This window comes from Vibrio orientalis CIP 102891 = ATCC 33934 (assembly GCF_000176235.1).
GTDB classification, from domain to species: domain Bacteria; phylum Pseudomonadota; class Gammaproteobacteria; order Enterobacterales; family Vibrionaceae; genus Vibrio; species Vibrio orientalis.
In genome coordinates this window covers 1,376,617-1,397,270 of sequence record NZ_ACZV01000004.1, presented here as the reverse complement: position 1 = coordinate 1,397,270, position 20,654 = coordinate 1,376,617, and the positions used below count along the sequence as shown (strand labels likewise).

Below are 20,654 nucleotides of genomic sequence, written 5' to 3'. Positions count from 1 at the left end.
TATTGAATACCTCACTGCTATTATCCCCTTATACTTGAGCTATTGGTGTGATTGGCGCAGAAAAGGAGTTAAGCGATGAAAGGTAGGTTGGCGATAGCGTTAGGTCTGACGGTGAGCGTTCCTGCATTCTCTGCACAAGTTGCAGATATGCTCTTAACCAACGGGGTGATTTACGGACATTCAAACGCCAATTCCGTTGCTGTCACCGATGGTAAAATTCTGCAGGTGGGAAATACTGAAGAGATGGATGCTCTTATTGATGATTCGACCAACCTTATTGATCTGCAAGGCGGTTTTGTCTCTCCCGGTTTTATCGATAACCATAATCATGTCTTCGAAGCTGCTTCAGATGCAGGCTCTCAATGCGAATTAAGTCTTGATGAAGGGCTACGAGGTCAAGTTTCTTACCTTAAAGCGTGCCGAAAGCAGACCCCACGAGGTGAGTGGATCATGGGGTATGGCTTTTCTATTGAATCCATACTCGCCGATGAAGATGGCAGCACGCCACTGCAAGTGATTGACTCTATATTTCCTGAACAGCCTGTGATTTTTATGGAGCAAACGTCTCACTCGATGTGGGTTAACTCTGCGGCGTTAAGGCAAGCAGGCATCACAAGAGAGTCCCCAGATCCACAAGGGGGCAAGATATTAAAGGATGAAGAGACTGGCGAGCTGCTTGGGATCTTACTCGATAACGCGGGTGATCTTGTTGTTGAGCTTGCGTGGAACAGCTTACGCGATCAATTTGAGCAAAGTTACCAAGGGTTGATGCAAGGATTGGAGCAGGCAAGAGCATACGGGATTACCACCGTAGGTGATGGACGCCTGTATTGGAAACGAGGTTGGTACGAAGTTTGGAAGAAAGCAGAACAAAATGGTGATTTAACCGCGCGCGTGTCATTAAGGCCTTGGATCTATCCCACCGAGCCAATGCCAGCACAGTTAAAATACCTAAAATCAATTCACTCGGAGGATAGCGCTCAGTTATTGCTGGTGGATCAGGTCAAAATGTACAGTGATGGGATCTTAATTAACGGTACCGCAAAGACGCTGGCCCCCTACCTTTTTACTTACATTCCTGATGAGCCATACGGGCTTAATTATATTGAACCTAAAGCAATGTCGAAGTGGCTTAAGGAGCTCGACAAAATCGGATATGGGGCGCACATTCATGCGATTGGTGATGGAGCCATTCGTGAATCATTGGATGCGATTGAGTCTGTCCGTGAGCAAGGTAGCGAGAAAGATTACACTTTAACTCATGTAGAGCTAGTTAACTCTAAAGACCTTCCTCGCTTTGCCCAGCTGAATGTGACGGCTGATTTCCAAGTGGGTTCTGATTATGTCGCTTATCATGAACATCAATGGGCTGAAGCGTTCTTAGGAGCAAAGCGTACACGTGCGTTGATGAACCTAAAAGTATTATTCGACACTGGTGCTAACGTTACCTTAAGCAGTGATTGGAATGTTCATGATATTAATCCACTCATTGGTATCGGCAATAGTATTATTATGGGAGATACTGGGTTGCCAGACTCTATTGCTGCGCTCGAGGCGTACACTATCAATGCAGCGAAGAGTTTGGGGATTGAGGAGGTTACAGGCTCGATTGATGTAGGCAAGTCGGCGGATTTTGCGGTGTTATCCCGTGACATTACCTTGTTACCTCCTGAGGAAATTAAAGCAACGGAGGTTTGGATGACGATCGTTAGAGGTAAGGTGGTATTTGAGTAATCTGGCGAATAGGGGTTAGCCAATAATTGAATTGGCTTGCTGTCTAACTTGTTTAATGTGAAACTTTATTTATTGCAACTAATGTCATTGTTTCATTAGCTTATTGATGGGTAATGAATAGCCTGAATTTTGTAGGCCCCTTCATGGCTACTATTGCTACTCTCTTTACCATGGTCATTATTTTGTCGACAGTGTCACATTTGATGAATTTAAAAATTACCAATTATATGAATTATGATTATCTTTAACTTGTTACTGTAGCATTTTATTATCAATAAGGAGGTAACATGAAAAAATACAATAATTCTAGTGTTTGGTTTACCCTCGATTATAAAATTGCACTATTCTTCCCTCATTAAGTTATAGCCTTCGCACGCCTCGTGCACATAACCCATCACATTATCGATATTGACTCACCTGTCTTTGTTATAGGTGTTTGTTGATGATCTAACGTATGGGTTCATTTTCCAGTTTAATTATATTTTGGATTTATATATCCAAGGTACGGTTTTGTCTGGGAATAATAGACTAAATCTTTTCTGAATAAATTATTTGGTAGAGAGTGAAAGCTATACTTATATATTAGGGATTATTCATGGAAAATTTCAAACATCTCCCAGAACCATTTCGTATTCGTGTTATTGAACCTGTAAAACGTACCACCAGAGAATATCGTGAACAGGCAATTTTAAAAGCAGGGATGAACCCGTTTCTTCTTAATAGTGATGATGTGTTTATTGATCTTCTCACCGATAGTGGCACAGGCGCGATTACCCAGGAAATGCAAGCTGCAATGCTGAGAGGAGATGAGGCCTACAGCGGTAGTCGCAGTTACTTCGCCTTAGCAGATGCAGTCAGCGATATCTTTGGCTACCAGCATACGATTCCTACCCACCAAGGACGTGGCGCTGAGCAAATTTACATTCCAGTACTGATTAAAAAGCGTGAAAAAGAGAAAGGCCTCGATCGCAATAAAATGGTGGCTCTATCTAATTACTTCTTTGATACCACTCAGGGACATACGCAAATTAATTGTTGTGTTGCAAAAAATGTCTATACCGAAGAAGCGTTTGATACCGCGGTTAATGCCGACTTTAAGGGTAACTTTGACCTAGAAAAGCTTGAGCACGCAATATTAGAAGTAGGCGCTCAAAACGTACCTTATATTGTTAGTACGATCACTTGTAACTCTTCGGGTGGACAGCCTGTATCCATCGCTAACTTGAAAGCAGTGTATGAGATTGCTCAGCGCTATGATATTCCGGTGATTATGGACTCAGCGCGCTTTGCTGAAAACGCCTACTTTATTCAACAGCGTGAATCGGGTTACCAAGATTGGAGTATTGAGCAGATTACTCGCGAAAGCTATAAGTATGCCGACGCGCTGGCCATGTCTGCGAAAAAAGATGCCATGGTGCAAATGGGTGGCTTGTTGTGCTTTAAAAATGACAGCATGCTCGACGTTTATAACGAGTGTCGCACCTTGTGTGTCGTGCAAGAAGGCTTCCCTACCTATGGTGGCTTAGAAGGCGGTGCAATGGAGCGTTTGGCGGTCGGCCTATACGATGGCATGCGTCAGGAATGGTTAGCGTATCGTATCAGTCAGGTGCAGTATTTGGTTGAAGGTTTAGAAGCCATTGGCGTGGTTTGCCAACAAGCGGGTGGTCATGCTGCATTTGTTGATGCAGGTAAGTTGTTACCTCATATCCCATCCCATCAGTTCCCTGCGCATGCATTGGCTTGTGAGCTATACAAGGTTGCCGGTATACGCGCTGTCGAAATTGGTTCACTGTTGCTTGGACGCGATCCTGCGACGGGGGAGCAAATGCCATGTCCTGCTGAACTGATGCGCCTAACGATCCCGCGCGCGACCTACACGCAAACGCATATGGACTTCATTATTGAAGCCTTTGAGCAAGTGAAAGCCAACGCTGAAAACGTCAAAGGGCTCGACTTCGAATATGAGCCCGAAGTGTTGCGTCACTTTACCGCACGATTAAAAGAAGTGGACAGCAAATAAATATTAATAACGCAGCTTTCAATAAGCTGCGTTTTTTTGCCTGTTTACCACATAACGTGGCCATTTTTTGTTAGGCGTAATGGCTATTTTTCGCCAAGGCTTATAGATTAATACACATCGGCTTATTTGAGATCGGATCCGACATAACAACCGCGTCGAGATCGAAAACATCTCGTAGCAGTGATTCGGTAAAGACGTGTTCAGGTGATCCCGTTGTGGCGACTTTTCCTGATTTCAGTACCACCAAGTGATCGCAGTAGCGACAGGCTTGGTTTAAGTCGTGGAGCACAACAATAATGGTTTTCCCTTTCGCGTTGAGCTTTTGAATCAACTTCATCAGTTCAACTTGGTGAGATAAGTCTAGGTAAGTGGTTGGCTCATCAAGCATGACTATTGGAGTGTCCTGAGCAAGAACCATCGCTATCCAAACTCTCTGTCGTTGCCCCCCAGAGAGCGCATCCACTTTCTTATCAACCAGCGACTGAATTTGTGTTTCTTCTATCGCCTTATCGACTTTTTGATGATCGTCTTGTGTCAGCTTTCCCCAGTAGGACAAATACGGCGAACGGCCATACTCGACCAATCGACGAACCGTGATGTCTTCAGGTGTAGTCAGCACCTGAGGAAGCAAAGAGATGTACTTGGCGAGCTCTTTATCGGCGTAGTGTTGAATCGGTTTATCAAATACAGACAGATGGCCGACAAACCCCTTGTTAATTCGGCACAAGGTTTTGAGTAGCGTTGATTTTCCACTGCCGTTGGGGCCAATAAGTGCGGTGATTTTACCTTCAGGGATCTCAAGGTCTAAGTTCTCAATGACAGTGTCTTTACCATAAGAGACACACAGTTGCTGGGTTTTAATCATTATTTCCAACCTTGGTAACGCTGCAGCAAAAAGATGAAATAAGGTGCGCCAATTAATGACGTAAGAACGCCGGCAGGGAGTTCAAGCGGCGGATCGATACCACGAGCGAGTGTATCGGCGATCACCACCAGCAACGCACCAATTACGCCTGACATTGGGAGTAGTAGCTTGTGGTTGTGACCAAACAGCAGTCTGGCTAAATGCGGAGAGAGTAAGCCAACAAAACTAATGGTCCCGCACACCGCAACGCTGACACTGGCCAGCAGTACAGACAAGATTAGGGCGATAAAACGGGTACGCTCAGGTTGCGCTCCCACGGTTGTTGCCGCTTCCTCTCCCAAACCCATAAGATCGAGTCGCCAAGCAAGATACATCGCGCAAGGAATCAAGCAGGCTAAGCTGACCCAAATAAGGGGCATCTGAGACCAGTTTCGCCCCCATAAACTGCCAGTTAGCCATACCATAGCGGTATTAATTTCAACTGGATGGACGATGAGTAGAAAATCGATACCACTTGAAATAAACGCACTAATAGCGATGCCGATAAGTGCTAAACGAGCCGGAGTTGGGTTGTATTTGTAGGCAATGGCAAGGATGAAAATGGCTGCTGCAATTCCTCCAGAGATCGCAACACTGGCGAGTAGTGGCAGGGAGGCATCCGGGATGTAAACTAAGAGGAGCGTTGCAGCAAAACCTGTACCGGCACTAATCCCCATTAGATCTGGAGAAGCAAGTGGGTTGCGCAAGACACCTTGAATTAATGCGCCTGAAACTCCAAGTCCAACCCCCACACCGATCGCAAGTAAAAATCGAGGTAGACGGTATTCATTGACGATAAAGTTAAGATCGCCGCCGTTCCATAGCGTGTCGATAACCGCGCTCGATTCTAGCGGTGTACCGCCAATAAACAGGCTACCGATAGCACAAATCAGTAAAGTGCCGACTAACATTGAGACTTTAAGCTGAATCATGACATTTTACTCCTTACGGCCAGAGCAATGAAAAATGGTGAGCCAATGAGTGCAGTGATAACACCAACAGGGGTTTCAGCAGGAAAGGCGACCATTCTAGAAATTACGTCAGACCACAGGAGTAAACTTGCTCCGACGAGAGCTGAAGTAGGGATCAAAATGAAATGGTTGCTACCAACTAATTTACGTGCGATGTGGGGCACCAATAGACCAACAAAAGCGATTGGGCCCGCAATCGCGACACTCGAGGTGGTAAGCAGTAAAATCGCTATACAAGTGATCAGCCGAGTTTTGGAAATATTCACACCCAGACCAACGGCAATATCATCGCCCAGCGCCAGTAAATTTAAGCTGCGGGCAAGGCTGACAGTAATCACAATACCGACTAAGCTCACTGGCCAAAAGGTGCCCCAATCTTGCCAAGTAATGTTGGAGATAGAGCCCGCTAGCCAAGTCAAAACACTATAGGCCATATCATCTGCCAGAATCAGCGCACTTCGTGTCACGCCAATAAGCAGAGCATTGACTGCAATACCGGCAAGAATGAGTTTAATAGGATGAGACTTCGCACTGAAAAAACCGCCGAGTGATAACACCAACAGGCCACTTAGCGTTCCGCCAAGTAGAGCACTAATAGAGAGTGGGAGCTCAGGTAAGAAAGCCAGGTTCATCGAGGTTAAAGCGATAAAGCATGAAGCGCCGGCATTGATACCCAAGATGCTTGGAGACGCTAACGGGTTCGCTGTTAGACCTTGCATTAACAGCCCTGCTATCGCGAGGTTAACGCCAATCAACATCGAGGTGAGCACTCTCGGCGCCCTTAGCGTCGCTAGGATCTGCTGCTCCATGCTTGAACTATCAAAGTGAAATAGGTAGTTGGTTAGGTGACCAATGGTTAGCTCGAAAGAAGAGTAGCTAACCATTGATGAGATGGTACCTGCCATCAGTATGAAGGCGGCAGTCAAACACCCCAGTAGCATACGCTGCCGGGGGAACGTCGTTTTTTCGATCATGATTTATTAAGAATCGTATCGAGGTTTTGTGCGATTTCTTCAGCGGCATTCATGCCACGGTTGAGGGACCAAACTTGAGGGGAGACCGTGATAATTTGTTGTTGCTTTTGAGAGTTAAGTAGATTGAATAGTGGGTTTTTCTGCCAAGTATCGGCGATGGTTTCATCGCTGTATGGACCAAGTAACAACCAATCTGGATTTACTTTTAACAGCTGCTCTAAGCTTACTTCAACGTAGGCTTTTTTAGTCTCTTGTGGCATTGGGCTTTGAATGCCAAGGTTAGTTAATACGCTACCCGCATAAGATTCCGGACCATGCATCCACATGCCTTTTTGTGTTACAACCGCAAATTGCATGGTTTGTTGGCTAGAGAACTTGGTTTTGTATTCGGCCATCAATGATTTGTGCTGGTTAATACGCTGCTTCATTTCCGCTTCTTTGTTAAGAACGATACCGATCTTTAATGCTGCTTCAAGGTTCTCTTGATAGTTTTCGCCACGGCTTTTTAAAATCAAGGTCGGTGCGATTTTTGATAGATCATCATAGGCAGGAGAGTGACGTTGTACGTCGGCGATAATGAGATCGGGTTTAAGCTGAGCAATGATCTCTAAACTGGGCTGAGGGCGCATACCGACTGAGGTCCAAGGAGAGATCTGATCGCGAATTGACTTAAGGATGCGATTAACATCTTTGTCATCGGCCACCCCAACAGGCGAGACACCGACTGAAGCAAGAGCATCAACAAATGAGTATTCAAGTGCCACAACTCGCGTTGGAGTACCAGTGATAGCGAATGTGCCTTTTTCATCAACGACAGAGCGCTGTTCTTGTGCGGTGACACCAAATGAAAGCATTGCTGCTAACAGGAGTGAGGAGAGTTGCTTGAGTCGGTTCATTAAATCATTCCATTAATATTAAAACAGTAGCGGACAGAGCGTAGTCCGTTGCTACGCATTTCGTCATATATCAAACGAATTTGTAGCAAAATATTAATAACGAATGCTAATTTAAATGATAACCAATATCAATACTGGTAGTTGCAAGTTACTTTTTATGGCTACTTAAATGGTAATTTCTCCAAGAGGGAATTACCGTTTAAGCTTATCTTTCCCTTGGAAGTGCGCTCGCCATTCCGATGGAGAGACATCGAATTCCGTTTTAAAGTTCTTCCTATAGATGCTCTCAGAGCCAAAGTCTGTTAGTTCAGCAACTTGTGTAATTGAATGATGACTGCTTTCTAAGAGCTGTAAGGCGTCTCCAACGTATAGGGCTTGTCATCAGATATATAATGCTTACACTGGAGCAGAGTAGGAACTATAAGGATCTCGGATGACTCGCATTAGGCAGAAAAATCAGGAACTGATTATCGACGTTGCCAGTGAACACTTTGCGCTAAACGGTTATGCAGCAACCAAAATCGCTGATATTGCCAAGGCGGCAGACATTGCCAAAGCGAACGTATTCTACTATTTCAGCTCTAAAGACAAGCTCTATTATGCGGTATTGCAAACCGTTACACAGCCTTTGTTAGAAGCCTCTCGCCCGATTGAAGAACTCACCGACCCCGTTGAAGCTCTTAGCCAATATATCGAAGCCAAACTTCGTATCTCGCAAGAGCATCCTTACGCTTCTAAGGTATTCGCCAATGAGGTAATGTCAGGAGCTAAGGTTCTGCCAGAAGACATTGCAAATGAACTATTTAAACAATCGCAAATGATCATCGACAAGTTCTCTACTTGGTCACAGCAAGGTTTGATGGATGATGTGCCGCCACATCACCTCATGTTCACCATTTGGGCTGCGACTCAGACGTATGCAGACTTTGGCTGGCAAATTTGTAATGTTATGCAGAAAGAAGCGCTTGATGGTGAAGATTATCGACAAGCTGCGCAGTTTATTACCCAGCTTGTGATCAAAGGGTGCGGTGTTAAGAGCAATGCTTAATTAAGCTTAAAAGCGTCCCCAAACGGAGAGTGGTGCAAGCGCCTCGAACTCCACGCTTTGTAACCGCTTCACTTCCTCTTCATCGCCGTAACCCACAATCATAGAGCTCGGGTAGAGCGGCTTAATATGGCTGATAAGTTCAGGCAACAGTGTGGCATTACCCCATAGGTTATAAATACCAATTGACTGCGCATCATAAAAGCTCGTGATACCCGCGATCTCTTCACCGTCAGAGGCGGTAAAGAACCGGGTCGCTTTATTGTCTAAGAATGCATTGGTGTAGATGCGGTCAAATGTCTCTTCTCCACGCCATAGCGACTCCCATTGCTTTAACTGCGCTGCATCGATTACTTCTGTGATTTCGATTCCGCTTTGCTGTTTACCATGGTCGAGTAACGCCGGTGCGCAATACCACTGCGCATCAAATAACTTAATGAACTCATCTCCTTCGAGCTTCATTGTGGCAAAACTGTCTTTAATGAAATAAGCGCCGCTTTGAGGCAGCACATTTTGTAGTTCATCCGTTGTCAGTTCGGGGCTTAAGGTCACTAGGTTAGGAAAAAACGTTGGCATCGCTTGCTGTGATCGCCACAGTGATGCTTGTGCCTCATGGGGAATGTTATGCAATTCTGCAACGGTTTGGCACCAGCGAAGGTTATTGTTGAGAGCGTGTGTAAGGCGTTGACTTAATTCCATGTCGTTCTTTTTCTCGCTTTGTATTGCTATTAGTTCAACATGCTTAAACTAGCTAGCGGTATTTATTGTTCTGTTTGGATTTGGCGTTTTTTTCGTTGCCACGTTTGTAGTTGCCCGTGACCCGTGCCATGAGCTGTTGGCCGTCATTGTCGTTCATATCCGCAATTTTAACCATGAAGTCTTGAGCCGTTTTGCCTCTTAACGTTGTGACGGTTAATCCATTGCGAGAGATATGAACATTATTGGCACTTGCCTGGTAGTGAAAGCCCAGAGCATGCTCAAAAGATTCGTCGGTCATAGTGGGTATCCAAATGAGTGGTGGATATGTGATTGTACACGTTAGCGGACTTTTCTCTAATTCAGGGCTTCATTTTGCTCGCAGTCAGGTCTATCTGCTTCTTGCTAATACCGTGCAGCCGACTGATTCAACCCTGCCTAATTTTTATTTGTACTCTAATTAATAAATCGCATTATTGGCTGCGTTCATACCCCCAAGGCACTTAATTAAATTAAATTGGTTAATTTAGCATTAACCTGCCCTTCAAATGGCTAATCATTAAGTTTTTGATTGTTAATGGTTTGCTCCCTCTTTCTTGTGTTTGGATCATTGCTGTGAACTTTAGTTGCACGAGTGATTAGTTATTTGAACTCGGCCTAGCAATTTATTTGGCCTCAATAATCCTAATAACTCTAAATGTTAGTGTTCTAACAAGTGGTGGTGTTTGGTTTTTGGTGTTTTAATGTGACGTGGCTCATATTTGTGTGGCATTTCTCGACTAAATGTTGCTTTTTGGAGCATGTTTAGAGCGATAATAGATGTGAATTTTGTTTAGAGTACAAAGTAAATGCACATTCCTATGATCGTTTCAGCTCCCTGGGTGGCTTTCCCTGAGATAGGGGGAGAAACCGAAAAACATGGTTCTTTCAGCGAACCTAGCGCAGATGATGGTGATGACATCTTTAACCTCATCGCACAATGCCCACCACTTGATACTAATTCTTCCTATTGTAATTTTTTGCAGTCTACTCACTTTAGCAAAACGTGCTTGATCGCTCGTTATGATGGCGAAGTATCTGGCTTTATTTCTGGTTACCTAAAACCTGAAGACCCAACCACTCTTTTCGTCTGGCAGGTTGCAGTTTCTCCAAAACATCGTGGCAAAGGGCTTGCGCACCAAATGCTCAGAGCGCTTCTATCAAGAGAGGCTTTGCAGGGGGTTAAAGCGATTGAAACGACGATTACCCGTGATAACGGGGCGTCTTGGGCACTATTCAAAAAGGTCGATACGCAAAATGGTCAGCAAGGCAGCGTTTCAACATTTCTCGATCACACGACACATTTTAAAGGGAAGCATGATACGGAGTATTTGTATCGCATCCCACTCAATAGATAACACGCCAATTAAAGGATAAATAAACGGTCTAATCATGGATATTTTTCATAAGCAAGAATCAAACGTACGTTCTTATTGCAACAGCTTCCCAGTGGTATTCACTAAAGCGAAAGGTTGTTGGCTCGAAACCGAGTCAGGGGACAAGTACTTAGACTTTCTTGCTGGAGCTGGTTCACTTAACTATGGCCATAACAACCCGATATTTAAGCAAGCTTTGCTCGATTACATTGAGTCAGATGGTATTACGCATGGACTCGACATGCATTCAGGTGCCAAGGCTGAGTTTCTTACCGCGCTACAAAACCATATTCTTGAGCCTAGAGATCTCAACTACAAAATTCAGTTTACTGGGCCAACGGGTACCAACGCCGTTGAAGCTGCACTGAAACTGGCTCGAAAAGCAAAAGGCCGCAGTTCAATTGTTGCTTTCACCAATGGTTTTCATGGTTGTACAGCGGGTGCTTTGGCGGCAACGGGCAACCAACATCACCGACAAGGTGCGGGAGTGAGTCTTAACAATGTCACACGTATTCCTTTCGAGGGTTATGCCGATATTGATGGACTTAGCCTGTTTGAAACAATGCTAAGAGATAACTCCGCTGGTATTGATATGCCTGCTGCTGTGTTGGTGGAAACTGTCCAAGGTGAAGGCGGACTTAATGTTGCTTCAAATGAGTGGCTACAGCGTCTAAGTGACCTCTGCAAACGACACGATATCCTACTGATTGTCGATGATATTCAAGCAGGGTGTGGACGTACCGGCACTTTCTTCAGTTTTGAGTCTGCGGGCATTAAGCCAGATATGGTGACTTTATCTAAGTCGATCGGTGGGTACGGTTTACCCATGGCGATTGTATTGTTGAAACCTGAGCTCGACATTTGGAAACCTGGCGAGCACAACGGCACCTTCCGTGGCAATAATCATGCTTTTGTTACTGCGACTAAAGCAATCGAGACGTATTGGGCTAACAGTCAGCCATTCGAACACCACATTGCAAATTGTTCAGCCTTAGTATCAGACGTGATCGCCTCTACCATAGCGCAACACCGCGGTTTATTCGTGAAACAAAAAGGCCGTGGAATGATGATTGGCATTGAGTGTTGTAATGGTGAATTAGCAGGTGAGATAGCAAAAGCATGTTTTGAGCATGGTTTGGTTATTGAAACCGCAGGTCCTGATGATGAGATCATCAAGTTTTTTGCCCCCCTGACCATTACCGAATCCGAACTGAAACAAGGTTTAGAGATTTTCCAGAGAGCGGTTGAAATCGTTATCCAACAACAGTTTAAGAAAGCATCGTAATTAGGGAAGTAAAGATGATTGTTCGTACATTAGAAGAGTGCCGAGACAGCGAGCGTAGAGTAGCGTCAGAGACATGGGAAAGTGTTCGTATGTTGCTTAAAGATGACAACATGGGCTTTTCATTTCACATCACAACGATCTTTGAAAATACAGAGACGCATATCCACTATCAGAATCACTTGGAATCGGTCTTTTGTATGAGTGGCGAGGGTGAAATTGAAGTGGTTGGTGGCGAAACCTATCCAATCAAACCAGGCACACTTTACATTCTAGACAAGCATGATGAACACTATCTTCGTGCTTACAAAGGGAAAGAAATGGTGATGGCGTGTGTGTTTAACCCGCCGATCACAGGCAAAGAAACGCACGATGAAAACGGCGTTTACCCGCTGATTGATTAACTCTCCTCCTATGAGCTAGGCCCTTAGTTGGCCTAGCTACATTTCTAAAGATGTGCACCCAAAAGGACTTACCATGACTTATACCGTAGAGAAAATCGGCGGTACTTCAATGTCTGCATTCGATGCAGTGCTAGACAACATATTGATCAAAAATAGCGATGAAGACACCTACAACCGAGTGTTCGTGGTATCTGCTTACGGAGGGATTACCGACGCTTTGCTTGAATGCAAGAAAACCAGTAAGCCGGGTGTTTATCAATTAGTTGCAAAAAGAGACGATACTTGGAAAGCGGCATTAGATTACGTAGAGCAAAGAATGTTATTGGTAAACGAGAATATCTTTGCCGATCCAATGAACCGCTTACGAGCCGATAAGTTTATTTGTTCACGAATTTCTGAAGCGAAAACCTGTATTTCAAACATTCTAGAAACTTGCCAATATGGTCAGTTCTCGCTGCGACATTACCTTCCTCAAGTCAGAGAATTTCTTGCGTCTATTGGTGAAGTTCATAGTGCGTATAACACCGCACTGAAGCTTAAAAACTTAGGCGTTAACGCAAGATTTGTTGACCTATCTGGTTGGGATACTCAGGCACCAAGTAGTTTAGATGAATGTATCGTTAACGCATTTTCAGACATCGATATGAGCATTGAGTTACCTATTGTTACGGGTTACGCCTCTTGTAAAGAAGGTTTAATGTCGACGTATGACCGTGGTTATAGCGAAATGACGTTTAGTCGAGTCGCATCATTAACCCAAGCTGACTTAGCCATTATCCATAAAGAATATCACCTAAGTTCCGCAGACCCTCGTGTTGTCGGCTCTGATCGGGTGAGACCTCTTGGTAAAACAAACTATGATGTAGCGGATCAACTGGCTAATCTCGGCATGGAAGCAATCCACCCGAATGCGGCTGCCGGTCTGCGTGAAAGTGGGATTGAACTTCAAATCAAAAACACTTTCGAACCAGAGCACTCTGGCACGTTAATCTCAGGCGCTTTTCGCCCCACAGTGGATAGGGTGGAGATCATCGCTGGTAAAGAGAAAGTCTTTGCTTTGCACCTTTTCGATCAAGCCATGGTGGGTTGCGTCGACAATGTCAGTTATGAACTTATGCAAATCATAACGGATGCACGAGTGAAATTGGTTGGTAAAGAGATGAATGCCAACTCAATGACCTACTATCTTACTGGGAGCAATGAAGCTTTGAACAAGGTGTTGTACAAAACTGAAAAGAGATTTCCTAACGCCAATATAAAAGGTCGAATGGTTGCGCTAATATCTGCAATTGGGTCACAATTTGATACCAACCAAGCCCTTGCGAAAGGTGTACTGGCATTAATGGAGAAAAATATCACACCAGTCGCAGTTCACTCTTCAATGCGAAATGTGAATGTTCAGTTTGTTGTTGATGATGAAGAGTACCAACCTTCCATTTGCGCATTACATGATGTGTTCTTTATTCAGCACTCTCAAATCCAGAGTGTTGCGGTTTGATTAGTCAGCGCCTTCGGTATCAATAGGGCAAAAAAGCCTGCGAGTGCAGGCTTTTTGATTCGACAGGCTTTTATCGTGATTCGAGCGGGTATGAGCGGTAGCTCCACATACCATAAGTACGCAGTGCATCACGGTAGATGCCAAGCAGTTCGCTGGCACTGGCTTTGGTTAACTCTTTGAGTGGCTTGTCAGGATAACTTACCGTGTCAAAGGTGATGTCTTGTGGGCCTGTCTGCCAGCTTGCGATTTCAAATAGAGTTTGACCACGACGAACGTGACTTGCCGAGCTAATAATCGTCGCATGCTGAATATTGTGGCGTGCTAAGGCATAGCTACTAAAGAGCGCATTACCCACCGTGCTGGTGGCGTAATTTTCCTCAATAATTCGTTCTTTCTTGATGCCTTTTTCAATCAACCAGTCAGCCATTAACTTACCTTCGGTCTTATGATTTTTAGGCACGCCACCGGTCAATACAATTAAAGCATCTGGGTTGTCCTTCGCCATTTGTAATGTCGTTTCTAGGCGCTCGACAAGTATTTGATGCATAGAGCCATCGGGATTTAGTGCGTAGCCCAAAGTGACAATTGCGCCTTTGTCATCCAGCTTACCGTTGTCTGCTTTTTCTTTCAGTGGTGTTGCCACGACACGATCTACGGTAGTAAAGATGCGTTTGATGTCAGCCGCTTTACCTGCATTCAGCTTGGACAGCGTTGCCATATGTTTGTTGGACTCGGCCTGGTTGCCTTCAAAGCGTTGCCATACCGCTAGATAAGCGTGCAAGTCGACATCATCTGGCGCAACAGAAAGAGCTTGTTCGAACAGCTCAATTGCTTGCTCGACGTTCTTGTTATAGATCTGTGCGTTTGCAGCTGAAATGAGTAAGTCAGTTCGGTACGGCTCAAGTTGGTAGGCTTCTAGTAATCGGTCGGTGACAATCTCCATATTACTTGGCATCTTCGCGGTGAAACCAGCGTGAGAGATACGCGAAGGAGATTTGAATGCGTCCACTGCATCACTCAAAAGCTGGTCTACAACTTGACGTTTAGTGATGAGTTGGGCGTAGTTATCGGAAGATTGAACAGCACTATCATTAGCTGCAAAGGTGTATGGGGCAGAAGCTAAGCAAATGACGCCTCCAAGTGCGATGGCAAGGAGTTTTTTCTTCATAGAGAAGTCCTAGTTTTATTATTTTGAACAGTAAGACAGGTGATTTTGTAGCTTAAATTCAAACGATTAATAAACTGTGAAAGGACTCGCAACTCAGGTTGGTGATTTTCCACTAATGGTAAATTTCAGAATTAGGATCACGAAAGTTTTACCTGATTTTTTACTTCAGGGTAGCTAAACGATCGGTGAATTAGGTTTTTGTTGTGTTTGGTGCCGAATAATTATCCAATTACTATCCCTATATTGAGCCCAAATACTCTCTATTTATTCTGATTGCCTGCCTGCGAAAGTTAATTTTTCACCCTCTAACATATTGAAAATACGTTTTAATTTTTGATAAGTAATAAATAACAACCTGATTTAGATCATGGTAACTGAGTTATTGAAAATTGACCTGTTACCATTCTAGCTCTTTGGGAGAGGGCTGACTTTTTGGGTTACTGATTGAAAACAATCATTATTTTAATTAGCCATGGAGAATACTTCGAAAATACCGAGCAAAAATGCAACTTTAAATTACTTTTTCAGAAAATGCTCTCAAGATAGCTTGAATAAGACACAACAAAATAATCAAAAATAAACATGAATAAATTGAATGTTCCTTATGCTGCCGTTTTTTCTGAGTTGTCTATTGCTGGTGGCAAACAATGCGCCCAAACCTATCCATTTTGGGGTGCTCAGTTGGGTTCAATGATTGATTGGAGGCAATGATGATTTTAACCAGTGAATTGAAGAAAGTCGGCACGATCATCACCAGTTTGGTGGATATCGTTAAGAAGCATGGCGTAGAGCTAAACAGTGAGTCAACGTACTACATCAGCAAAACTTTTAAAGAAAAAGTCATCCCTTGCAGCCGCAATGTGCATTACTACCTCACCTTGAACAATGATGTTGGCGATATCCTGATCACTAAAATTGTCCACGCGAGTAACTCGATTGATATCGGTTTTAAAGATATTTATGGCAACAAGCTAGCCAATGCGACCATTACAGATAAAGGTGAGCTTAAAGAGTATCGTTTATAATCAGGAGCCTGCGAACTCACTTAAGTCAATTCGCAGGCGTTGTCTTACTTAATTGCAGTGCAGAAGCTTACATCGGCGTGCTGAGTTTGCGGATCGTAGCTGTGATAAAGCTCGAAGCAAGGGCGGTCATCGTTTTCTACGCCAGTTTCAATCACCTTACTCATCAAATCATCCCATGCTTTAGCGTACTGATTGTGCTCGGTGATGTTTTGACGCATGACGGCATATTGCCCACCAGGAAAGTCCTGCAGTTCAATCCCACTCGGTACTTGCGTATCGGCAGGGACCATTAAACAAATATCGGTGCGGCATTTATCATTGGGGGTCACTTCTGGATTATCGTGGTAGATAAAGATACAGGTATTTCCTGCCAAGTTTTTCATTCCAGCCCATTGATACAAGCGATTTGCTGGCTCTTCATAGCCTTCACCATAAGGCCCCGTAACTCGTACGTAAGCCAGCTTCGTCGCGTCAAATTGTTGCATTTCCATTGTCTTTCTCCATGTCGTTGGTTCAGAGCCAGTATATGGAGTCGTCATGTCGCTTTCGTTTCCAATCTTGCGCAAGGTGTGTCCAATCTTGCTGTTTTGTGCCAGCGTTGAAAACTCTTGATAGTTCTTACAATCACGAAAAGCGGTCGGCGTAACACCGTAATGTTGCTTGAACGCTTTGGCTAAACTTTGCGAAGAAGAAAAGCCAAATTCTAGCGCAATGTTGAGGACGGGTTGTTTGGTTTTGAACAACTCATCGGCTGCTGCTGCAAGTCTTAATCGGCGAATGAAGTCGGCCAGTGTTTCTCCTTGCACCGCTTTGAAGGTGCGATGAAAGTGATAAGGAGAGAGGTTTGCCAAGGCAGCGACTTCGGGCAGGTTAAGAGGCTGATTGTAGTTTTGTTCGAGGTAACGGATAACCGGAATCAGCCGCTTTTGATAGTCTACACCCATTGATTGTTCTCTTCTTCCCTGAATAATCACACAGGCTAACCGATTAAGGCTGAGTTTAAAACTTGGGCCTTAAAAGATGAGATTGTTGAGCGTACTAGGACTTAGATCCCTTTCAAATATTGCGCATTGGTCGTGGGTTTAATGACTGAATACAGTGACTGACTGTTGTGCGTATTTGTCTCATCAAGCAGCGTCGTAAACGACTCAATCAGCTGCGCTTTTCCGCTACTCACTTGAGTTTCAGTCTGAATGTCGCGCAGATCAATCAACACATCGGTGAACAGGTCCGGTAGATCGCTTAATACTTGCAAGTTCAAGATATTGTGCTCGCTGTAAATCGCATTGTGACTGCCTTTGTGTTTTTGAATCACATAAGGGTTATCTTTCAAATTGATGATCGAGGTGCGTTTCTCACAACGCTTTAAACAGCCTTTATTGACTTTAATCTTGCGACAGCCTTCCGTCTGTTGGAATAAACATTGGCGACTAGTCAGTAAGGTATTTGGATGATAAATACTGTAGAACAGCTGCATATTGTCGCTGCGCTTGATATGGCGCATCTGCTTCATGTTGAGCTCGTTCGAGACAAACGCTCCGGTACAATCAAATTCATCTTCAAGGCATGCTAACGCATAAGAGTTGGTGATGTTCATTTGTGGGCCTGCGACCCAGCGAAGCCCAAGCTGTTTTGCGATAAACCCAACGCCTGAGTTATTGGTCACAAGCTGGCTAGGTTTCACTGCCGCCAAGAAACGTTGCGCTGCGTTGAAGTCATCACCAATTAAAATCGCTGGGAACCAAGGTCGAAGATTAGGCTGTTGCTTGAACAGCTCAATTAGTTCATCACACTCAGCGGTCAGCCCCATTGGCAGTTGATAGTAAAAGGTTGCATCACTCTCTTTAATCAAGGAAATATCGCACGGTGATGAAATCAGCACTGATAGCTTTTGCGATGGGGTCGCTGACGCTTGTGGTAGCGGTTTAAGTTGCGGGGCGTCAATGGCGCCTTTGAGACTTGCTCCACCCGTATTCGACGACTCTAACTTCATGGACTCGGTCTTTTGCGCGACGGTTTCTATGATCGCTGTTTTATCGTCATAGAGTTTTTTCTTTACTAGCGTTACCTGCTCGGCGCTGGTGCATTGGTACACCTTCGAGAAGTGGGTAACCGCATGGTCGCGAGGATTATCGATGTACATCGCTTTACCAAAACCGCCTTGCAGAAAGGCGTTAGAAAAATCACGGTTAAACACGGTGTAAAGCTCAGTGGTATCGCTAGATAATTCGACACCATCGCAGAAGCGATCGATTTGCTTACGCCAATTGTCGACCACGGTGTAAACGTAGTGAGATTTCTTGATTCGGCCTTCTACTTTCAACGAATAAACGCCAGCATCAACCAAGGCCTCTAAATCGCCAAATGCAGAGTTATCTTTCATGTTTAGAGGATAGTCGTTGCCTGTATTGGTCGTGGCGTATTGTTCACGACAAGGTTGGCTACAACGGCCACGGTTACCGGATGCGCCATTGCGAGCGGAGCTGATGTAACAAATGCCAGAGAAGCCAATGCAGTACGAACCGTGGACAAACACTTCCATTAACACATCATGTTGCTTGCCGAACTGAGCAAGGTGCTTGATCTCATTGATGTTCAACTCACGAGAGAGGTTTACGCGACTCGCGGTGAGTTGGTTTAGAAACTGGATCTGCCCTTCATTGTGGGTATTGAGCTGTGTCGAGGCATGAACATCGAGGGAAGGAAAGTGATGCTTTAAGATATAAGCAAGGCCAAGGTCTTGCACGATCACGCCATCAATCGCAGTGGTATTAAGTTGACTTAGTAGACGCACGATGGCTGGAATTTCACTTTCTAAGATCAACACATTGAGCGTTAGGAATATCTTGCAGTTGTGCTCGTGAGCAAGGTTTAGAACGCCATTTAAGTTATCTAACGTAAGATTGGTCGCTCGGTTACGTGCATTGAATCTATCTAAGCCACAATAGATAGCATCTGCCCCAGCCGCAATTGCCGCTTTGATAGAATCTAAATCACCACCAGGTGCCAATAACTCAAATTGATCGCGTCTCACTGCTGTTCTCTTAACTCAAATTAGAAATGAGCACGCATTCTACGGGTTTCAAAAGTGTGATGTTGCGCTAGTTAACCTTTTATTAATCTGGGTCAATATGATTGTGCTAGTTTGGGCCAAACAGCCGGCAAGTTTAAAACGGATGATGAGTAAAGATGTCGTCGATCATCTCTTGCAATAGTGCGTCATCATCGTTGGCTTTCGCATAGGTACGCAGACCTGCAATCTGGACTTGAAGATGTCTGGCAAGCATAGCAGGGTCTTTATCAGGAGAGATCTCGCCGTGCTGCTGTGCTTGGTTCAAGACATCGACAAAAGTATGCTCCATTTTCTTGAAACACTGTTTCGCTTCTTCTAGTAGCTCCTGATGCTCATCATTCAGTTCCGCAATCGTCTTAGCCAACATACACATTCCGTTTGGGGCGCCATGTTTGGTGTTGATAACGATGTGTTTTATGAACTCTTTTAGTCCCTCTAAGGGAGAGGAAGCCTCATCCAAACAATGAGTCAAATGCACAATGCCCATCTGGGTATAGTTATTGAGTGCCTCTTTAAACAGGCCATCTTTACTACCAAAAGCGGCATAAATACTACCAGGACGCATATCGATCACATCCTGCAAGTTACGCATGGACGTAGCATGAAAGCCTTTTTGCCAATAAAGGTCTGTGGCTTGATTGATTACTTGCTCACGATCGAATTTAGCTGTTTTGCCCATACACTGCTCTAGAATCTATATTTTGAACGCTAGTTCAATTATAGGTTTTTTGCTTTGTAGGGTAAAGCGGTCAAATCGAACACTATCTTCACTTGTGAAGAAAAAATATGACCTTCAAGAAAATTCTTTTACATCAAACTCTTAAGTCTAATTCACCTACTTATATTGAACGGCCGTTCAAAATATTACTTGAACACTCGTTCAAGTAAGTCTATCGTATGTTCATTCGCTAGGAGATGACCTAGCAAGTAATCAAGATCAGACTGAAAGGAAAATAAAAATGAACGAGTTTAAACGTCATACGATTGAATCAGCGCCACAAGCAGCACGAGCAATTTTACAAGGTGCCCAACAAACCATGGGTGCGGTACCAAATCTGTTAGCAACACTTGCTGAGGCACCTGAAACACTGAAAGCGTACAACCAGCTTCACACGCATTTTGTGAATAGCTCATTTGATAATGAAGAGCTAACTGTAGTGTGGCAAACCATCAACGTAGAACATGAATGTCGTTACTGCGTTCCAGCTCATACCTTGATTGCCAATTCTATGAAAGTGGATGGGGCGATCACAGAAGCTTTGCGCACGGGGTCTGCAATGCCAACAGAAAAGCTTCAGGCTCTGCATGATTTCACATTGAGCATGGTACGAGCTCGCGGCAATGTTTCTACAGCGGATCTAGAGGCGTTTTATGCGGCGGGTTATGGCCAACAACAAGTGCTAGAAGTGATTCTTGGCTTGTCACAGAAAGTGATCAGTAACTATGTTAACCATGTAGCTAAGACACCACTTGACCCAATGTTCCAACCATTCGCTTGGAGCAAGTAAACAGAGCCGTGAATCCATTGGGATAACACTTGCCAAATCGC

General features: G+C 44.4%; 20 protein-coding genes. 10 read left to right on the top strand and 10 right to left on the bottom strand.

The features are described from left to right. The first annotated feature begins 75 nt into the window (after window positions 1-75). From VIA_RS09740 to tnaA, 3 genes are all read left to right on the top strand, one after another. Window positions 76-1,734 carry an amidohydrolase gene (locus tag VIA_RS09740; protein WP_004412795.1) on the top strand — a complete coding sequence of 553 codons (1,659 nt, stop codon included), beginning with the start codon at window positions 76-78 and terminating at the stop codon, window positions 1,732-1,734. Between the two features lie 287 nt (window positions 1,735-2,021). After that, window positions 2,022-2,093, top strand: coding sequence for a tryptophanase leader peptide (tnaC, locus tag VIA_RS22655; protein ID WP_071816296.1), 72 nt, complete (start codon window positions 2,022-2,024; stop codon window positions 2,091-2,093). A gap of 236 nt (window positions 2,094-2,329) precedes the next feature. Next, window positions 2,330-3,754: a tryptophanase gene (gene tnaA, locus VIA_RS09735; RefSeq protein WP_004412794.1), complete on the top strand. Its 1,425-nt coding sequence runs from the start codon at window positions 2,330-2,332 to the stop codon at window positions 3,752-3,754. Between the two features lie 100 nt (window positions 3,755-3,854). Here the strand turns inward: tnaA and fecE are convergent, their stop codons facing one another. Genes fecE through VIA_RS09715 form a run of 4 tightly spaced genes read right to left on the bottom strand, consistent with a single transcriptional unit; the run spans window position 3,855 to window position 7,499 of the window. Continuing rightward, on the bottom strand, window positions 3,855-4,619 hold the full coding sequence (gene fecE / locus VIA_RS09730) for a Fe(3+) dicitrate ABC transporter ATP-binding protein FecE (RefSeq protein ID WP_004412793.1): 765 nt from the start codon (window positions 4,617-4,619) through the stop codon (window positions 3,855-3,857). Continuing rightward, window positions 4,619-5,590 carry a FecCD family ABC transporter permease gene (locus VIA_RS09725; RefSeq protein WP_004412791.1) on the bottom strand — a complete coding sequence of 324 codons (972 nt, stop codon included), beginning with the start codon at window positions 5,588-5,590 and terminating at the stop codon, window positions 4,619-4,621. Before VIA_RS09725 ends, fecE begins: the two co-directional genes overlap by 1 nt. Continuing rightward, on the bottom strand, window positions 5,587-6,570 hold the full coding sequence (locus VIA_RS09720; protein ID WP_050778697.1) for a FecCD family ABC transporter permease: 984 nt from the start codon (window positions 6,568-6,570) through the stop codon (window positions 5,587-5,589). Before VIA_RS09720 ends, VIA_RS09725 begins: the two co-directional genes overlap by 4 nt. Window positions 6,571-6,599: 29 nt before the next feature. Beyond that, window positions 6,600-7,499 carry a Fe(3+) dicitrate ABC transporter substrate-binding protein gene (locus tag VIA_RS09715; protein ID WP_004412788.1) on the bottom strand — a complete coding sequence of 300 codons (900 nt, stop codon included), beginning with the start codon at window positions 7,497-7,499 and terminating at the stop codon, window positions 6,600-6,602. A gap of 433 nt (window positions 7,500-7,932) precedes the next feature. On the opposite strand from VIA_RS09715, the gene VIA_RS09710 reads away from it, so the two are divergent. Continuing rightward, window positions 7,933-8,547 (top strand): TetR family transcriptional regulator C-terminal domain-containing protein, encoded by a 615-nt coding sequence (locus VIA_RS09710; RefSeq protein WP_004412787.1) that lies wholly within the window; start codon window positions 7,933-7,935, stop codon window positions 8,545-8,547. A gap of 6 nt (window positions 8,548-8,553) precedes the next feature. Here the strand turns inward: VIA_RS09710 and VIA_RS09705 are convergent, their stop codons facing one another. Next, window positions 8,554-9,243 (bottom strand): hypothetical protein, encoded by a 690-nt coding sequence (locus tag VIA_RS09705; RefSeq protein ID WP_004412786.1) that lies wholly within the window; start codon window positions 9,241-9,243, stop codon window positions 8,554-8,556. 52 nt (window positions 9,244-9,295) lie between these two features. Beyond that, on the bottom strand, window positions 9,296-9,541 hold the full coding sequence (locus tag VIA_RS09700) for a hypothetical protein (protein WP_004412785.1): 246 nt from the start codon (window positions 9,539-9,541) through the stop codon (window positions 9,296-9,298). A gap of 559 nt (window positions 9,542-10,100) precedes the next feature. On the opposite strand from VIA_RS09700, the gene ectA reads away from it, so the two are divergent. The 4 genes from ectA (at window position 10,101) to VIA_RS09680 (ending at window position 13,839) form a co-directional block, all read left to right on the top strand. Continuing rightward, window positions 10,101-10,637, top strand: coding sequence for a diaminobutyrate acetyltransferase (gene ectA, locus VIA_RS09695; RefSeq protein WP_004412784.1), 537 nt, complete (start codon window positions 10,101-10,103; stop codon window positions 10,635-10,637). Between the two features lie 34 nt (window positions 10,638-10,671). Next, the gene (gene ectB / locus VIA_RS09690; RefSeq protein ID WP_004412783.1) at window positions 10,672-11,940 is read left to right on the top strand and encodes a diaminobutyrate--2-oxoglutarate transaminase; all 1,269 of its coding nucleotides are present in this window, start codon (window positions 10,672-10,674) and stop codon (window positions 11,938-11,940) included. Between the two features lie 14 nt (window positions 11,941-11,954). Beyond that, window positions 11,955-12,341 carry an ectoine synthase gene (locus VIA_RS09685; RefSeq protein ID WP_004412782.1) on the top strand — a complete coding sequence of 129 codons (387 nt, stop codon included), beginning with the start codon at window positions 11,955-11,957 and terminating at the stop codon, window positions 12,339-12,341. 73 nt (window positions 12,342-12,414) lie between these two features. Beyond that, window positions 12,415-13,839 carry an aspartate kinase gene (locus VIA_RS09680; RefSeq protein ID WP_004412781.1) on the top strand — a complete coding sequence of 475 codons (1,425 nt, stop codon included), beginning with the start codon at window positions 12,415-12,417 and terminating at the stop codon, window positions 13,837-13,839. A 70-nt stretch (window positions 13,840-13,909) separates the two neighbouring features. Here VIA_RS09680 and VIA_RS09675 read toward each other — a convergent pair whose 3' ends face one another. After that, on the bottom strand, window positions 13,910-15,007 hold the full coding sequence (locus VIA_RS09675) for an ElyC/SanA/YdcF family protein (RefSeq protein ID WP_004412780.1): 1,098 nt from the start codon (window positions 15,005-15,007) through the stop codon (window positions 13,910-13,912). A 707-nt stretch (window positions 15,008-15,714) separates the two neighbouring features. On the opposite strand from VIA_RS09675, the gene VIA_RS09670 reads away from it, so the two are divergent. Further along, entirely contained in the window at window positions 15,715-16,032 is a 318-nt protein-coding gene (locus VIA_RS09670) for a hypothetical protein (protein WP_235801289.1), read from the top strand. Between the two features lie 44 nt (window positions 16,033-16,076). On the opposite strand, the gene VIA_RS09665 is transcribed toward VIA_RS09670, so the two are convergent. From VIA_RS09665 to VIA_RS09655, 3 genes are all read right to left on the bottom strand, one after another. Next, a complete protein-coding gene (locus tag VIA_RS09665) occupies window positions 16,077-16,976 on the bottom strand; it encodes an AraC family transcriptional regulator (protein ID WP_004412777.1) in 900 nt (299 codons plus the stop codon). A gap of 101 nt (window positions 16,977-17,077) precedes the next feature. After that, a complete protein-coding gene (locus tag VIA_RS09660; RefSeq protein WP_004412776.1) occupies window positions 17,078-19,066 on the bottom strand; it encodes a U32 family peptidase in 1,989 nt (662 codons plus the stop codon). A gap of 133 nt (window positions 19,067-19,199) precedes the next feature. Beyond that, window positions 19,200-19,784 carry a TetR/AcrR family transcriptional regulator gene (locus tag VIA_RS09655; RefSeq protein WP_004412775.1) on the bottom strand — a complete coding sequence of 195 codons (585 nt, stop codon included), beginning with the start codon at window positions 19,782-19,784 and terminating at the stop codon, window positions 19,200-19,202. A 280-nt stretch (window positions 19,785-20,064) separates the two neighbouring features. On the opposite strand from VIA_RS09655, the gene VIA_RS09650 reads away from it, so the two are divergent. Then, window positions 20,065-20,613, top strand: coding sequence for a carboxymuconolactone decarboxylase family protein (locus VIA_RS09650; protein ID WP_004412774.1), 549 nt, complete (start codon window positions 20,065-20,067; stop codon window positions 20,611-20,613). The last annotated feature ends 41 nt before the right edge of the window (window positions 20,614-20,654 follow it).

Excerpts from the sequence above, each read along its gene's own strand:
- VIA_RS09740 (WP_004412795.1), top strand. The coding sequence starts at position 76 with ATGAAAGGTAGGTTGGCGATAGCGTTAGGTCTGACGGTGAGCGTTCCT.
- tnaA (WP_004412794.1), top strand. The coding sequence starts at position 2,330 with ATGGAAAATTTCAAACATCTCCCAGAACCATTTCGTATTCGTGTTATT.
- fecE (WP_004412793.1), bottom strand. The coding sequence starts at position 4,619 with ATGATTAAAACCCAGCAACTGTGTGTCTCTTATGGTAAAGACACTGTC.
- VIA_RS09725 (WP_004412791.1), bottom strand. The coding sequence starts at position 5,590 with ATGATTCAGCTTAAAGTCTCAATGTTAGTCGGCACTTTACTGATTTGT.
- VIA_RS09720 (WP_050778697.1), bottom strand. The coding sequence starts at position 6,570 with ATGCTACTGGGGTGTTTGACTGCCGCCTTCATACTGATGGCAGGTACC.
- VIA_RS09715 (WP_004412788.1), bottom strand. The coding sequence starts at position 7,499 with ATGAACCGACTCAAGCAACTCTCCTCACTCCTGTTAGCAGCAATGCTT.
- VIA_RS09710 (WP_004412787.1), top strand. The coding sequence starts at position 7,933 with ATGACTCGCATTAGGCAGAAAAATCAGGAACTGATTATCGACGTTGCC.
- VIA_RS09705 (WP_004412786.1), bottom strand. The coding sequence starts at position 9,243 with ATGGAATTAAGTCAACGCCTTACACACGCTCTCAACAATAACCTTCGC.
- VIA_RS09700 (WP_004412785.1), bottom strand. The coding sequence starts at position 9,541 with ATGACCGACGAATCTTTTGAGCATGCTCTGGGCTTTCACTACCAGGCA.
- ectA (WP_004412784.1), top strand. The coding sequence starts at position 10,101 with ATGATCGTTTCAGCTCCCTGGGTGGCTTTCCCTGAGATAGGGGGAGAA.
- ectB (WP_004412783.1), top strand. The coding sequence starts at position 10,672 with ATGGATATTTTTCATAAGCAAGAATCAAACGTACGTTCTTATTGCAAC.
- VIA_RS09685 (WP_004412782.1), top strand. The coding sequence starts at position 11,955 with ATGATTGTTCGTACATTAGAAGAGTGCCGAGACAGCGAGCGTAGAGTA.
- VIA_RS09680 (WP_004412781.1), top strand. The coding sequence starts at position 12,415 with ATGACTTATACCGTAGAGAAAATCGGCGGTACTTCAATGTCTGCATTC.
- VIA_RS09675 (WP_004412780.1), bottom strand. The coding sequence starts at position 15,007 with ATGAAGAAAAAACTCCTTGCCATCGCACTTGGAGGCGTCATTTGCTTA.
- VIA_RS09670 (WP_235801289.1), top strand. The coding sequence starts at position 15,715 with ATGATGATTTTAACCAGTGAATTGAAGAAAGTCGGCACGATCATCACC.
- VIA_RS09665 (WP_004412777.1), bottom strand. The coding sequence starts at position 16,976 with ATGGGTGTAGACTATCAAAAGCGGCTGATTCCGGTTATCCGTTACCTC.
- VIA_RS09655 (WP_004412775.1), bottom strand. The coding sequence starts at position 19,784 with ATGGGCAAAACAGCTAAATTCGATCGTGAGCAAGTAATCAATCAAGCC.
- VIA_RS09650 (WP_004412774.1), top strand. The coding sequence starts at position 20,065 with ATGAACGAGTTTAAACGTCATACGATTGAATCAGCGCCACAAGCAGCA.